The sequence below is a fragment of the Microbulbifer sp. SAOS-129_SWC genome (assembly GCF_039696035.1).
In the GTDB taxonomy this organism is placed as follows: Bacteria; Pseudomonadota; Gammaproteobacteria; order Pseudomonadales; family Cellvibrionaceae; genus Microbulbifer.
Window position 1 is genome coordinate 2,629,533 of record NZ_CP155567.1, and the last position, 13,176, is coordinate 2,642,708.

Genomic DNA, 13,176 nt, shown 5'->3' on the forward strand with positions numbered 1-13,176 from the left:
GTTCCGATGAATACACCAAAACTGTTCGAACCGCTCCACGTCGGCACACTGGCGCTTTCCAACCGCATTGTTATCGCGCCCATGTGCCAGTACTCGGCCGTCGATGGCTACATGACCGATTGGCACCTGATGCACCTGGGCCAACTGGCCATGTCGGGGGCGGGACTGCTGACTATCGAAGCGACGGCGGTGACACCGGAAGGCCGCATCAGTTACGCCGACGTCGGCCTGTGGGACGATGACTGCGAAACCGCGATAGCGCGCACGCTCGAATCCATTCGCAAGTGGTCGGATATGCCGATTGCCATCCAGCTGGCACACGCCGGGCGCAAGGCATCTACCGATCTGCCGTGGCTCGGCGGTAAACAGATCGCCCCCGAGCACGCGCACGGCTGGCAGACTGTCGCCCCTTCGGCAATTCCCTTCCTCGACAGTGAGCGGGCTCCGCAGGCGATGGATCGCACGGCGATGAACACAGTGCGCGACGCCTTTGTGGAATCCGCGCACCGCTCGGTGCGCCTGGGTATCGATGCGATACAGCTGCACGGCGCACACGGCTACCTGCTGCACCAGTTTCTCTCGCCGCTATCGAACCGTCGCGATGACGACTACGGCGGTTCACTGGAAAACCGGATGCGCTTTCCGCTGGAAGTGTTCGAGGCAGTGCGCGATGCGGTACCGGCCGGTTACCCGATATCGGTACGGGTTTCCGGTACCGACTGGGTGCAGGGTGGCTGGGATCAGGAACAGACCATCGCGTTGGCGCAGGCACTGGAACAACGTGGCTGCGCTGCGATCCATGTGTCCAGCGGTGGCCTGCACCCGGCGCAGGAAATTCCGGTCGGACCCGGCTACCAGGTGCCGCTGGCGCGGGCGGTGAAGCAGGCGGTGTCGATCCCGGTGATTGCGGTGGGGCTGATTACCGACTTCGATCACGCCGAGGCCATCGTCGGCACCGGCGACGCGGATATGGTGGCGCTGGCCCGCGGCATGCTCTACAACCCGCGCTGGCCCTGGCACGCGGCCGCGCACCTCGGTGCCTCAGTGTCCGCCCCGAATCAGTACCTGCGCTCGCAGCCGCGGCACTTGCGCGACCTGTTCAAGTAGTCGCGCCGGCCCGCACAGCAGCGGCCGCAAACCGGCCCGGTTACTTCAGCGCACGACGCCGGCAGGCGGTAGCGCACGAAGCAGTACTTCAACGAGCAGGTCCACTTGATAGAAGCCAACACCAAAGACTACTGGCGCGCTACCGCGGCGCTGTGTATCGGCTCCTTTATGGTCTTCGCCAATGTCTACCTGACGCAGCCGCTGCTGCCAACACTGGCAAAAGAGTTCCATATCACCGCCCTGCAGTCGAGCTGGACCTTTACCGTCACCACCCTGACTCTCGGTCTGTCGCTCCTGGTCTACGGGGCACTGTCTGATGCCCTCGGGCGCCGCAATATCATGATACTGACACTGGTCGCCGCGGTGCTCTGTGGCATTGGCTTGAGTGTTGTGCGCGATTACACCGGCCTGCTGGTACTCCGCGCACTCCAAGGGTGGATGCTGGGAGGCCTGCCGGCCATTGCCATCGCCTATATGGGTGACGAGTTCTCCCCCCGCGCCCTGACACTGGCGGTTGGCCTCTATATCGGCGGCAACACGCTCGGCGGGATCAGCGGCCGCCTTATAGGCGGCTTCGTCGGCGACTGGCTCGGCTGGCACGGTGCATTTGTCGTCATGACCGTCACCAGCGCGCTCTGTGTCGCGGCCTTTGTCATACTGCTGCCGCGCTCCCGGCGCTTCACCGGCAGGCCGCTCAACCTGCGCGCAATGAGCGGCGCCATCTTCGCACACCTGCAGAACCCCGAGCTGCTGACGGCCTACCTCATCGGTGGACTCAATTTCTTTATCTTTATCAACCAGTATTCCTACATCACTTTCGTGCTCGCGGATCCGCCCTACTCACTGCCGGCCAGCATGCTCGGGATGCTGTTCCTGACGTACCTGAGCGGCACCTTCGGATCGGCCATCTCGGGCAAGATCGCCGACCATCTGCCACAGCCGCGCATCATGGGTCTCGGTATACTCGTGTTTATCTGCGGTTCACTGGTAACGCTGAACGAATCCCTGTGGGTCATCGTGGCCGGCTTTCTGCTCAGCAGCTTCGGTTTCTTTCTGTGCCACTCGACCGCCAGCAGCTGGGTCAGCCGGCGGGCGAGAACCGCCAAAGCCAGCGCGTCGTCGCTCTATCTGGTGTTCTATTACCTCGGCGCGAGCACGGGTGGCTTTTATCTGCATATTTTCTGGTCATCGCGGCACTGGCCGGGCGTCGTGCTCGGTTCAGTCCTGGTGCTGCTGGTAACACTTGGACTCGCCATCCGCCTCGATAAACGCGCAGGCGATGCCGCGCGCTGCGACCGCATTTAGGGGGATCACTTTTCGGCGGGCGGTGTCTGACCGCCTCTGCCGCAGCTCCGGGGCATGCGGAGGACACCGGCTGGTCCCTGCGTGAAAACACTCGCGAGGTAGCGGCCCGGGACTGTTCCCAGTGCGGTCCCCGCCAGCATTAGCACTGAACCAGCACCAATACGTTACTTTACGACTTCGACCTTTGGTGGCACCCATGAGCCGTCGAGAATTGGCTTCTTGCCCCAGTAGGCACGGATATACAGGGAGAAGGGTTCCTCAGGCGCCGGGAGCCAATTGCTTTCCTTGCCCTTACCCGGGGAGGCAGCACCGGCATAGATGGTCAGAGAGCCATCTTTGTTGCGCTTGAGGTCAGTATTTTTCGTACCCAGTGAATAACGTTTCAGTGCGTTCTCACTGAAAAAGTGATGTTTGTTGTAAAGCGTCAATGACCAGAAGCCATTGACCGGAGGCTCCTGCCCGGCGGCAAACGTAATGGCATAGGTCCTGGAACCGTCAAGCTGCTGGCCAGAGGCGTCGACGTCGGTATAGAAGTACTGGGTTTCATTGGGGCGATTGTCGAACATGTTTGACTTGGCCGTGCCGGTGCGGTCGTAATAGTCGAGCCCCCACTGCGCATTGTTGACCGAGCGATTCCAGTTATTACCGGCAGGCTTACCGTTGTGTTTCCAGGAGAAAAAGGGCGCGATGACCTCTTTCTCCGTCGCGATCGCCTCCTCGGTCGCCGCCTTTTTGAGCTCCGGATTCTTCTCCAGCACGTCCACCAGCCAGCGGAACTGCGCGTAGAGCGCCTCCTCGCCGGGCAGCGGTGGCACGATTTTCAGGACTTCCGGGAACTGATCAAAGAACCTCTCCGGTACCACCCACCTGGTTTCTGTCGATCCGGATTTTTCCGGGTTGGGAATATCTGGCGCTGCGCTGTAGTCCAGCGTTTTCATCTTCCCGTCGAACTGTGTCAGCGGGTATACGACGATCTGGTCGATTACCGACTGAATGGCCTCACGATCCCTATCGGTATCATTCATAAAGACCCTCGGAATCGCATTCGCCAATGCGGTGGACGAGTGCACGACACCGGTGATCCCGTCAGGCACCTTACCCTTCCAGTTGGGGCCGGCGAGGAGATAAAAGCCCGGTTTGGTCCCATAGGGCTTGCCGAGTTCACCAAACTGGTCTGTACGGGCATCGTACAGCGCATAGACCCAGAAACGATCACCGAAATCCGGCACCTGGATCACCACCGGCTCTTTATCCAGGTCGAAGAAGCCGAGCCCATAGACGACATCCTGGTTGGGGCACACCACAAACCGCTCACCGGGGGTGATGTAATCGTGCAGCATGCCAATTTGGCCCCGCGGTGCGACCGGCAGTACACCATCCAACAGACCGGGTTCCGGCGCCTGTGTAATATTGGCACGACGATTGATCATATTGACCATGGGCCAACCCCAGATATAGGCGGTTCTTGCCAGCGCCCGCACGTATTCCGCCTGCGGCGTCGCATTCGCGTCTGGCAATGACAGCTTCGTCGAACTTGTTGAGTTTTCTGCGAAGGAGGGAACGGAGACGAGGATGGCAACCGCAAGTAACAGCGTACAAGCAACATGCTCGATAAGCTTCATAGGTGTCCCGGCGAGGCTGTGAAGGTGAGTTTTGCAGGCACTGCTCTCAGCCTAGACCATAATATTAAAATCTGCGCCAGGCGCCGGGGACACTGGTGTGTAGAGTGGTTATCAGCCCTCCCCACCCTCGACTCGCAAGGGCTCCTTAAAGGTCAGCGTGCGATACGGGAACGGAATCTCGATACCGGCTTGATCCAGCGCCTTCTTGATTGCGGTGACTACTTCGCCTTTGGATTCGCGTATCGCGAACGGTGTCGATCCGGTCCACCAGGTCACTTCGATGTCGATACTGCTGTCGCCAAAGCCCTCCGCAAAAACCTGCACCGGTTCGTCATCGCGCACGGTTGCGCAGGTGGTCATCGCGGTTTTCATGACCTCGACCGCGGTTTCAATATCCTCGCTATAGGCGATGCCGGCAATAATGGACACGCGGCGTTTCCTCCGGTTGGTGAGGATGTGGCAGGGATTCTTGAACAGGAACAGGTTCGGCACGATGACCAGCTCACCGGTCACGCGGCGGATGGCGGTATTGCGCACCTCGACGCGCTCCACCCGCCCGACAATTTCCTCACATTGGATGACATCGCCCTCCTCGAACGGGAAGTGCCACAGGATCAGGATGCCGGCGAAAAAGTTCTCGAAGATATCCTTGAACGCGAAGCCCACCGCCACCGAAAACAGGCCCACGGCCCCCAGCATTTTGGCCGGAGTCAGGCCGGGGATCAGCACCATGGCCGCGAGCAGCAGGCCCAGTATCCAGGTGACGATGGTCAGCAGCCGCGTGAGCAGATCCTGCAGGGATTTGCGCGAGGTGGTGCGCCGGAAGAAATGACGCCCGAAGCGGCGCATCATGAACACAACCACAAAAGTGAACAGGATCACCATCAGGCTGGCGATCATATAGGGCGTATGGGTGAGGAAGTTACTCCAGATATCGCTCAGCGAGCCCACCACCGTATCCGCCGCCTTCGACACCGTTTCCGGGGTGATATCCTCCAGCGCGGTTTTGTCCTTGCCCTTATCCTGGACCAGCGGTAACCAGTGGGTAATCGGTATGAGCCAGTCAATGGTCATGCAAGTCTGTCCTTCTACCTGAGCAGATTACGCCGGTAGTGCGCTCTGCTGCGCCTGAAGCCAGGCATACCAGTCCGGCAACCCCGCGCCGGTTCTGGCGGAAACCTGCACGACAGCGATATCCGGATTGACGCGCCGTGCAAACCCGAGACAGGTCTCCACATCAAAATCCACATAGGGCAGCAGATCGATCTTGTTGAGGATCATCAGCGATGCGGCGCGAAACATGTGCGGATACTTGAGTGGCTTGTCCTCACCCTCGGTCACCGACAGTATCGCCACCTTGGCGTGCTCACCCAGGTCGAACAACGCCGGGCACACCAGGTTGCCGACGTTTTCGATCATCAGCAGCGAGCCCGGCGCCGGCATCAATTCCTCCAGCGCGCCGGCGAGCATCGACGCCTCCAGGTGACAGCCGGTACCGGTGTTCACCTGCACCGAGGGACAGCCGGTGGCACGGATGCGTTCGGCGTCGAAGCGGGTTTCCTGGTCGCCCTCCACGACGCTGACCGCCGTACTATCGCCAAGGTCGCGCAAGTGACGCAGGGTGCGTTCCAGCAGTGTGGTCTTGCCGGCGCCGGGGGAACTGACCAGGTTCAGCGCGAGGATATTGCGCGCGCGCAGCCAGTCGCGGATGCGCGCGGCGATGGTGTTGTTATGGGCCAGCAGGTCCCGTTCCAGGTGCTGCAGGTCTGCCGTTGGCGCCGCGGTGGAACGCACCCCGGCGCGCGGCCGTGGCACGCGTTGCGCAACGCCAATCGGCGCCTCGATATGCGCGACCTCAAGGCGGCTGGTCTTGCCGGTGGCGGTATTGGTCAGCAGCGGACGTGCGCCGCCGGAGCAACCGCAGGTGGTACACATCAGAGTGCCTCCTCGATTTCCATGGATTGAATCCGCAGCTGGTCGCCGCCCTGTGGCGGCGACATATTCGCGGAGCCGCAGGCGCACACATCCAGCAGCGACTGCAGCTCGATATCGGCGCCGCAGTCGCGGCAGCGGCTGTATCCGGGCCGCCGCAGTATTTCCAGTTCCGCGCCGGCGAGCGGGGTGCCGTCACTGACCGCGGCAAAGCAGAACTGCAACGCCTCCGCCATCACACACGACAGCGCTCCCACTTCCAGCGTAATCCGGCGCACCGGCGCGCCGCCGGCATATTCGCTGCAGGTCTGGACGATGCTCCGCACCAGCGACAGCTCATGCACGGCAGCCCGTCTCGAGCGTGCGCATTCCCTCTTCCACCCGGAACAGCCGCGCCAGCGGTTCACGCCAGACCTGTTCCGCCAGCTGCCACTTCAGCGCGGCGAAGCGTACCCGGTCGCGGCGCTGCTCGCGGTGGCTGTCGATACGCTCCAGTAACTGGTACAGCTCCTCCGGCACAAAGTCGTCGCGCAGCGACAGCGACACGCTGCCACCACGCTCGCCCCCCTGCTCCACCCACCAGGCAAAGCGCATCCCGCGGCCGCAAGCAATTTCCTCGCGCTCCACCCGGTAGCAATTGCGCGACACGCAGCGGGTGACGGTTTCCACCGCGTCGCGCACGCCCCTGCCCGGGTGACCGCTGGTGATCCACAGCCCCTGACGGTCCCACAGTCGCTGCCGCGACAGTCTGCGCCCGGCGGCCTGCAGCATGCGAAATGCCACCGCCACACCGAACCAGGACTCGCCGCCGTGTTCCGCCAGTGCCTGTTCGTAATCCAGGGTCAGCGGCATGCCCATATCGGCAATCTGCAGCTGTTGTCTCAGGTTTGCGCGCATCAGCAGATCCTCGGCAGTTGTTCACCCACCAGCATGTCGACGATGCGCTCGCCACCGAAAGCGCTGCGCATGACCACGCGTCCCGCCGGTGCCTCGGCCACCTCGCCGATCATTACCGCGTTGGCCCCCGCCGGATGTGCGCGCATCGCCGCCAGCGCGCGCTCGGCGTGCTCGCCTGGTACCACCGCGACCAGCACCCCCTCGTTGGCGTAGTAGAGCGGATCCAGGCCGAGGATCTCCGACACACCGCGCACTTCGTCATGTACCGGGAGGGTGACTTCGTCGAGAAACATGGCGACGCCGGCACTCTCGGCAAATTCGTTCAGCACCGTTGCGAGGCCGCCACGGGTAGCATCGCGCAGGCAGTGCACCGGGCAGGCGTCGAGCAGCGCGCGCACCAGGCCGTGCAGCGGGCGGGTATCGCTTTTCACCGGCACCTGCAGGGCCAGGTCGTCGCGGGCGGAGAGAATCGCCACACCGTGGTCACCAATAAAATTGTTCACCAGAATCCTGTCGCCGGGGCGCGCCTGCGCCGCGGCCACCTGTACCCCGGCGGGGATAACACCGATACCACTGGTGTTGATAAACAGCTTGTCGGCAGCGCCCCGGGGCACCACCTTGGTATCGCCGGTAACGATGCGCACCCCGGCGCGCGCCGCCGCCCGCGCCATAGAGGCAGCGATACGCAGCAGGTCCGCCAGCGCAAAGCCCTCTTCGATGATCACGGCGCAGGACAGCTGCAGCGGCACCGCACCGCCCACGGCCAGGTCGTTCACGGTGCCGTTTACCGCCAGCGCACCGATATCGCCGCCGGGAAAAAACAGCGGATCCACCACATACGAATCGGTGGTGAATGCCAGCCGGTCGCCGACCTTAGCCAGTTCGGCCAGCGCAATTCGCGCCTGGTCTTCCAGTTCCGCCGCCTGCGGTTGGCCGAATGCCGACAGAAAGACCGCGTCGACCAACTCGCGCATGGCGCGACCGCCGCTGCCGTGCGACAGGTCAACGCGGCCACGTGCCGGCTGCCCGCGTGCCAGGCGCCCGGTATCGCGTTCGGACAGGGTGTCATTCATGCGCTTTCCTCCCGCAATTCACGGGCACGGATCAGGTCCAGGCGCCCGTAGCTGTGCACCGCCGCGCAGGCGCCCTCGCTGGAAACCATCAGCGAACCCAGCGGCGTTTTCGGCGTGCAGGCACTGCCGAAGACCTTGCACTGCCAGGGTTTGATTGCGCCTTTCAATACTTCGCCGCACTGGCAGGACTTGGGGTCGGCAATTTTCAGGTTGGGTACCGAAAAGCGCCGCTCGGCATCAAAATGCGCAAATTCGCCGCGCAGGCGCACTCCGGAATGGTCGATGGAGCCCAGCCCGCGCCACTCGAAAAACTCGCGCAGCTCGAACACCCGCGCCACCGCCTGCAGCGCGGCGTCGTTGCCGCCGGCGGCGACCACGCGCCGGTACTGGTTTTCCACTTCGCAGCGACCTTCCACCAGCTGGCACAGCAGCAGGTAGATCGAGTGCAGGATATCCAGCGGCTCAAAACCCGCGATCACCAACGGTTTACGATAGTGGTGACAGATAAATTCATAGGGCGCACTGCCGATGACCATGCTCACGTGGCCGGGTCCCAGAAATCCGTCCAGGCGGATATCGGGCGAATCGAGAATTGCCTTGATGGTGGGGATGATGGTGATGTGATTGCAGAACACCGAGAAGTTATCGATGCCCTCTTCCAGCGCACGTAGCACCGTCAGCGCCGTGGACGGCATGGTGGTCTCGAAGCCCAGGGCAAAGAACACCACTTCGCGCGCCGGGTTGTCGCGGGCAATTTTCAGGGCGTCTTCCGGCGAATAGACCATACGCACATCGGCACCGTCGGCGCGCGCCTGCAACAGGCTCTTGCGCGAGCCGGGTACGCGCATGGCGTCGCCGAACGTCGTGAAGATCACATTCGGGTGTTCCGCCAATGCCACGCAGTCGTCCACCCGCCCCATCGGCAGTACACACACCGGACAGCCGGGGCCGTGCACCAGCTCGATATTGCGCGGCAGCAGCTGCTCGATACCGTAGCGGAAGATGGCGTGGGTGTGGCCGCCGCAGACTTCCATCAGCTGCAGCGGTCGCCGGCGCGGCAACTGCGCAGCCAGTTGCTCGATCCGGGCAAGCAGCACGCGCGCCCTGTGCGGATCGCGAAACTCCTCGATAAACCTCATCCCGCCGCCTCACCGCCCGGCTGCAGGTCCCCGCGACTGTCGGCCAGCAGGGTATGCACCAGATCCCAGAGGATGTGGTAACAGGCCAGATGGGTCTCCTGGATGCGGTGCACGCTGTCACTCGGCACCACCAGGCAGTGGTCAATGTAGGGCGACCGCGCCATGACACCGCCGTCGCCACCGGCGAGCGCGACGGTGGCGATGCCCATCTCCCAGGCGCGGGCAAAGGCCTCCAGCAGGTTGGCGGAATTGCCGCTGGTGGAAAACCCCACCAGTACATCGTCGCTATCGCCCAGCGCCGCCACCTGCCGCAGGTAGATCTGCTCGACCCCCACGTCGTTGGCCAACGCCGTCAGGGTGGCATTGCTGGCTCCCAGGTCCACCGCCGGTAGCGCCGGCCGCCCGGCGGTCACCGGGTGCAGGAACTCCACCGCGAGGTGTGCGGCATCGCAACTGGAACCGCCATTGCCCATGCACAGCAGACAGCCACCGCGACGAAAGCGCTCCGCCATGGTGTGCGCCACGCTCACCAGATCCTCGGCGCAGCGACTGAAGAACTGCATCTTGATGCGCAGGCCATCGCGCGCCTTCTGCTGTAGCGACCACTGCAGCGCCTCATCCATCGCGGTGACGCGGCGCTCGCGACCGTGCAGGAACGGATAGAGTTCCTGCAAATGATCCTTCATCGGTGGCTCTCCTTCAAAGTTCCATTTTCACTGCCGCCCGGTGTCGACTCGAGGGCCGACATGGCGTCTTCCATCTCACCCAGCTCTCGCAACAGGGCCAGGGTCGCCTCCGCCTCACGCGGATCCAGCCGGCTCATGGCAAACCCGACATGCACCAGTACCCAGTCGCCGAGGCACTGGGCATGACTGCGCGTATCGCTCACCACACAGGCGATGTTGACCGCGCGCCGCACACCACAGATCTCCACCAGTGCGGTATCCGTGTGCGCGTCGACGATCTCGACAACCTGCGCGGGAATCCCTACACACATAGTTCCGCTCCCGCTCTACCCGCTGCGATTTTTAATCGCGCGCGCGGCCGCCACCGCGGCCTGGCCGAGGCTCAGGCCGCCATCATTGGCGGGGACCCGCCGGTGCTGCAGCACTTCCAGTCCACGCCGCCGCAGTTGATGCAGCACCAGTTCGCTGAGCAGTGCGTTCTGGAACACCCCGCCGGACAACGCCACGCGGCCGCACCAGCGCGCTCCGCACACATCGCCGAGGTGATCCACCATGCGCCCGATTCCCCCGGCCAGCCCCTGATGGAAGCGCGCGGCGATCACCTCCACGGCCGCACCGCGCTGCAGATCGTCCAGCAGCGCGCGCCACATGGCGTCCGGCTGCAGTCGCGGCAGCGCTGTGCCGGTTTCCAGCGCGAATGGATAGCCGCCGCCGACAGCCGCCGGCGCGGCGCCGCTAGCGCAGGACTCCAGCGCCATCGCCGCCTGCCCCTCGAAACTGCTCTCCCGGCACAGGCCGAGCACCGCGGCCACGCTGTCGAACAGGCGCCCGCAGGAACTGGTTTGCGGGCAATTGAAGTCGTTGTCGATCATCCGCGCCAGCAACCCCAGCGGCCGCCCGCCGAGATAGGCGCCGAACTCCCCGCTCTCCGCACACAGAGTGGCAACATCGCCGCCGAACAGTCGGTAGAGCCATGCGAATGCCATGCGCCAGGGTTGGCGAACCGCCTGTTCGCCGCCGGGCATCGGTACCGGGGCGAGGCTCGCCAGCCGCTCACTGTCGATATAGTCCGCCAGCAGGAATTCGCCACCCCAGAGGGTGCCATCGGCGCCATACCCCAGTCCGTCCAGCGCAATACCCAGTACCGGCGCCGTGTCCGGCGGCAGGCCGTTGTCGGCGAGGCAGGCGGCAATATGGGCGTGGTGATGCTGCACTGTCTCCAGCGGCAGGCCCTCGCACGCCGCCAGCGCCGCGCCGATCGTGCTGGCGCGGTATAGCGGATGGCGATCCACTACGAGCAGCTGCGGCGCGTGGTCGAACAGCCGGCGGTAGAGCGTCAAGGACTGTTCGAAGGCGCCGCTGGCGGCCATATTGTGCAGATCGCCAATATGCTGGGAGACAATCGCGCCACCGTCTTTCAGCAGGCAAAAGGTGCTCTTCAGTTCCCCGCCGAGCGCCAGCAGCGGCGGCGCGGCCGCAAAGCCGGGGGCCAGTGGCAGCGATTCGGGTGCGTAGCCGCGCGCGCGGCGCAACAGCTGCGCGCGGCCGGCGACGACGCGCACCACCGAATCGTCGAGGCGGTTGACGATATCGCGGTCGTGCATCAGCGCCGCGTCGGCAACCGGCCCCAGCAGGGCCCGCGCCGATACGTTATCGATACACTGGGGTTCACCGCTGCGGTTACCGCTGGTCAGCACCAGCGGAACATCCAGTTCCGCCATCAGCAGGTGGTGCAGCGGGGTGGCGGGCAACATAAAGCCGTAACCGTTCTGGCCCGGCGCAATGCCGGCAGCGAGCGCGGCACCGCCGCGCGCCATCAGCACAATCGGTGCCGCGCGCTGGGTGAGCAGTGCACTCTCGGCGGCATCGGCCCTGCAGTAGCGCCGCACCATCTGCAGATCCCGCGCCAGCAGTGCGAAGGGTTTGGCCGGCCGCCGTTTGCGCGCGCGCAGCGCCGCTACGGCTGCAGCATTGGTGGCGTCGCAGGCCAGGTGAAAACCGCCGATTCCCTTGATCAGTGCGATGGCGCCGGCGCGCAGGCGCTGTTGCACCGCGCGCAGCGGCGCCGCGCGTACGGCATCCGCCTGCGGCAATTCGAGCCACAGCTGCGGGCCGCAGTGCGGACAGCAATTGGGCTGCGCGTGAAAGCGCCGGTCGGCGGGGTCGCGGTACTCGGCCAGGCAGGTGTCACACTGGGCGAAGGCCGCCATGCTGGTGTTGGCGCGGTCGTAGGGCACCGCGCGGACAATACTGAGCCGGGGCCCGCAGTGGGTGCAGTTGGTAAACGCGTAGTGCCGGCGGCGCCCACCGGCGGCAAACACGTCGCGCAGGCAATCGGCGCAGGTGGCCGCGTCGGCGGCAACCTGGGTGCGCACGGCACCGGCACGGCTGTCGACGATGCGGAATTCCCGCACGGAGAAATCCAACTGCGCCAGCGGTGCGCGTTCTATCGCGTCGATGCGCGCCAGCGGCGGCGGTTCGCGGTACAGCGCGCGTACGAAACGGTCCAGCTGCGCGGCGCTGCCGCAGGCGTGAATCCAGACGCCTTCGGCATCGTTGCCGACACAGCCGCGCAGTGCGTATGCCTGCGCCAGCCGCCACACCAGCGGTCGAAAGCCGACGCCCTGCACCAGGCCGCGCACACGGATCTGCTCCGCAATGGCGTCTGCCATTGGGGTCTGCAGTGACCGCGGCTCCGTGTGGCTGTTCAATGATTGCTCCGGCCGTTTGCCGATAAAAATCGAGGCAGTAGTTTCTATCGGTGGTTTATCTCTACATCGCAAAAAATTATCCAAGCTGGTCGAAATCCGGCGCCCCGGGCACCGGTCATCGGTCATCGGTCATCGGCCGCTGCTGCCGGGGATACCCTGAACCGTCCATTCAGCGCTCGGCCCCCGGCGGGGAGCGGTATCCTGTGGATCCAGGCCGTGCAGCAGTAACAGACTGCGCACCCGCGGATTGGCGGCAAAGCGCGGCAACAGGCTGCCCGCCGGCTCGTCGCCGGCGTCGCGCACGATCGCCAGCATCTCTGCCAGCCCTTCCCGGTGCAGCCCCAGAACCGCCTGCATGCGGTGCTGCGCCGCCGCCCGCGCGGGCCCGCCGGTTTCCTCCAACAACGTCAGCTGCGACTGCAGAGCGGCGGTTTCCTCTTCCAGCGGCAACTCTAATTCCTCGCGCATCACGCCACGCCTCGATAAAGTTGATCCAGATGCTGCGAACCGGTTGCGAATCCGGTTTGCAGTCGATTTCCCCGCCCCGGGCAATGTCACCGGCTTCGGCCGTGACCACTAACCGCAAGGAATCCGCTGACCGGTGCCGCAGGCACTGGCCGCCAACGCGCACCGGAATCGGTCACCCGAATATAGTTGAGAAACGGCAGCGGCCCGGCTCCGGCGAAGCCAACGAAACCAATCGC

Annotated in this window: 13 protein-coding genes; 2 read left to right on the plus strand and 11 right to left on the minus strand. The window is 64.2% G+C overall.

The features are described 5' to 3' along the window. The first annotated feature begins 6 nt into the window (after positions 1–6). Together ABDK11_RS11415 and ABDK11_RS11420 are read left to right on the plus strand one after the other, a co-directional pair. A complete protein-coding gene (locus tag ABDK11_RS11415; protein WP_346836636.1) occupies positions 7–1,107 on the plus strand; it encodes an NADH:flavin oxidoreductase/NADH oxidase in 1,101 nt (366 codons plus the stop codon). Between the two features lie 105 nt (positions 1,108–1,212). Next, positions 1,213–2,412 (plus strand): MFS transporter, encoded by a 1,200-nt coding sequence (locus ABDK11_RS11420; RefSeq protein WP_346836637.1) that lies wholly within the window; start codon positions 1,213–1,215, stop codon positions 2,410–2,412. A 164-nt stretch (positions 2,413–2,576) separates the two neighbouring features. Here ABDK11_RS11420 and ABDK11_RS11425 read toward each other — a convergent pair whose 3' ends face one another. The 11 genes from ABDK11_RS11425 to ABDK11_RS11475 form a co-directional block, all read right to left on the minus strand. Beyond that, on the minus strand, positions 2,577–4,034 hold the full coding sequence (locus ABDK11_RS11425) for a DUF1254 domain-containing protein (RefSeq protein ID WP_346836638.1): 1,458 nt from the start codon (positions 4,032–4,034) through the stop codon (positions 2,577–2,579). 111 nt (positions 4,035–4,145) lie between these two features. Further along, on the minus strand, positions 4,146–5,108 hold the full coding sequence (locus ABDK11_RS11430) for a mechanosensitive ion channel family protein (RefSeq protein WP_346836639.1): 963 nt from the start codon (positions 5,106–5,108) through the stop codon (positions 4,146–4,148). Positions 5,109–5,135: 27 nt separating this feature from the next. Further along, a complete protein-coding gene (hypB, locus tag ABDK11_RS11435; protein WP_346836640.1) occupies positions 5,136–5,969 on the minus strand; it encodes a hydrogenase nickel incorporation protein HypB in 834 nt (277 codons plus the stop codon). After that, positions 5,969–6,310 carry a hydrogenase maturation nickel metallochaperone HypA gene (locus ABDK11_RS11440; RefSeq protein ID WP_346836641.1) on the minus strand — a complete coding sequence of 114 codons (342 nt, stop codon included), beginning with the start codon at positions 6,308–6,310 and terminating at the stop codon, positions 5,969–5,971. Before ABDK11_RS11440 ends, hypB begins: the two co-directional genes overlap by 1 nt. After that, positions 6,303–6,863, minus strand: coding sequence for a hypothetical protein (locus ABDK11_RS11445; protein ID WP_346836642.1), 561 nt, complete (start codon positions 6,861–6,863; stop codon positions 6,303–6,305). The genes ABDK11_RS11440 and ABDK11_RS11445 overlap by 8 nt, the downstream gene beginning before the upstream one ends. Continuing rightward, complete coding sequence (gene hypE, locus ABDK11_RS11450) at positions 6,863–7,936, minus strand: hydrogenase expression/formation protein HypE (RefSeq protein WP_346836643.1); 1,074 nt, start codon at positions 7,934–7,936, stop codon at positions 6,863–6,865. The genes ABDK11_RS11445 and hypE overlap by 1 nt, the downstream gene beginning before the upstream one ends. After that, positions 7,933–9,075, minus strand: a complete 1,143-nt coding sequence (gene hypD / locus ABDK11_RS11455; protein ID WP_346836644.1) for a hydrogenase formation protein HypD — start codon at positions 9,073–9,075, stop codon at positions 7,933–7,935. The genes hypE and hypD overlap by 4 nt, the downstream gene beginning before the upstream one ends. Next, the gene (locus tag ABDK11_RS11460; RefSeq protein WP_346836645.1) at positions 9,072–9,761 is read right to left on the minus strand and encodes an SIS domain-containing protein; all 690 of its coding nucleotides are present in this window, start codon (positions 9,759–9,761) and stop codon (positions 9,072–9,074) included. The genes hypD and ABDK11_RS11460 overlap by 4 nt, the downstream gene beginning before the upstream one ends. Continuing rightward, positions 9,758–10,072, minus strand: a complete 315-nt coding sequence (locus ABDK11_RS11465; protein ID WP_346836646.1) for a HypC/HybG/HupF family hydrogenase formation chaperone — start codon at positions 10,070–10,072, stop codon at positions 9,758–9,760. The genes ABDK11_RS11460 and ABDK11_RS11465 overlap by 4 nt, the downstream gene beginning before the upstream one ends. Before the next feature lie 15 nt (positions 10,073–10,087). Then, a complete protein-coding gene (gene hypF / locus ABDK11_RS11470) occupies positions 10,088–12,433 on the minus strand; it encodes a carbamoyltransferase HypF (protein WP_346836647.1) in 2,346 nt (781 codons plus the stop codon). A gap of 168 nt (positions 12,434–12,601) precedes the next feature. Next, positions 12,602–12,940 (minus strand): hypothetical protein, encoded by a 339-nt coding sequence (locus tag ABDK11_RS11475; RefSeq protein ID WP_346836648.1) that lies wholly within the window; start codon positions 12,938–12,940, stop codon positions 12,602–12,604. Positions 12,941–13,176: the final 236 nt, after the last annotated feature.

Coding starts and splice junctions, on each gene's coding strand:
- ABDK11_RS11460 (WP_346836645.1), bottom strand. CDS start 9,761: ATGAAGGATCATTTGCAGGAACTCTATCCGTTCCTGCACGGTCGCGAG.
- hypB (WP_346836640.1), bottom strand. CDS start 5,969: ATGTGTACCACCTGCGGTTGCTCCGGCGGCGCACGTCCGCTGCTGACC.
- ABDK11_RS11430 (WP_346836639.1), bottom strand. CDS start 5,108: ATGACCATTGACTGGCTCATACCGATTACCCACTGGTTACCGCTGGTC.
- ABDK11_RS11445 (WP_346836642.1), bottom strand. CDS start 6,863: ATGCGCGCAAACCTGAGACAACAGCTGCAGATTGCCGATATGGGCATG.
- ABDK11_RS11415 (WP_346836636.1), top strand. CDS start 7: ATGAATACACCAAAACTGTTCGAACCGCTCCACGTCGGCACACTGGCG.
- hypE (WP_346836643.1), bottom strand. CDS start 7,936: ATGAATGACACCCTGTCCGAACGCGATACCGGGCGCCTGGCACGCGGG.
- hypF (WP_346836647.1), bottom strand. CDS start 12,433: ATGGCAGACGCCATTGCGGAGCAGATCCGTGTGCGCGGCCTGGTGCAG.
- ABDK11_RS11425 (WP_346836638.1), bottom strand. CDS start 4,034: ATGAAGCTTATCGAGCATGTTGCTTGTACGCTGTTACTTGCGGTTGCC.
- ABDK11_RS11465 (WP_346836646.1), bottom strand. CDS start 10,072: ATGTGTGTAGGGATTCCCGCGCAGGTTGTCGAGATCGTCGACGCGCAC.
- ABDK11_RS11475 (WP_346836648.1), bottom strand. CDS start 12,940: ATGCGCGAGGAATTAGAGTTGCCGCTGGAAGAGGAAACCGCCGCTCTG.
- hypD (WP_346836644.1), bottom strand. CDS start 9,075: ATGAGGTTTATCGAGGAGTTTCGCGATCCGCACAGGGCGCGCGTGCTG.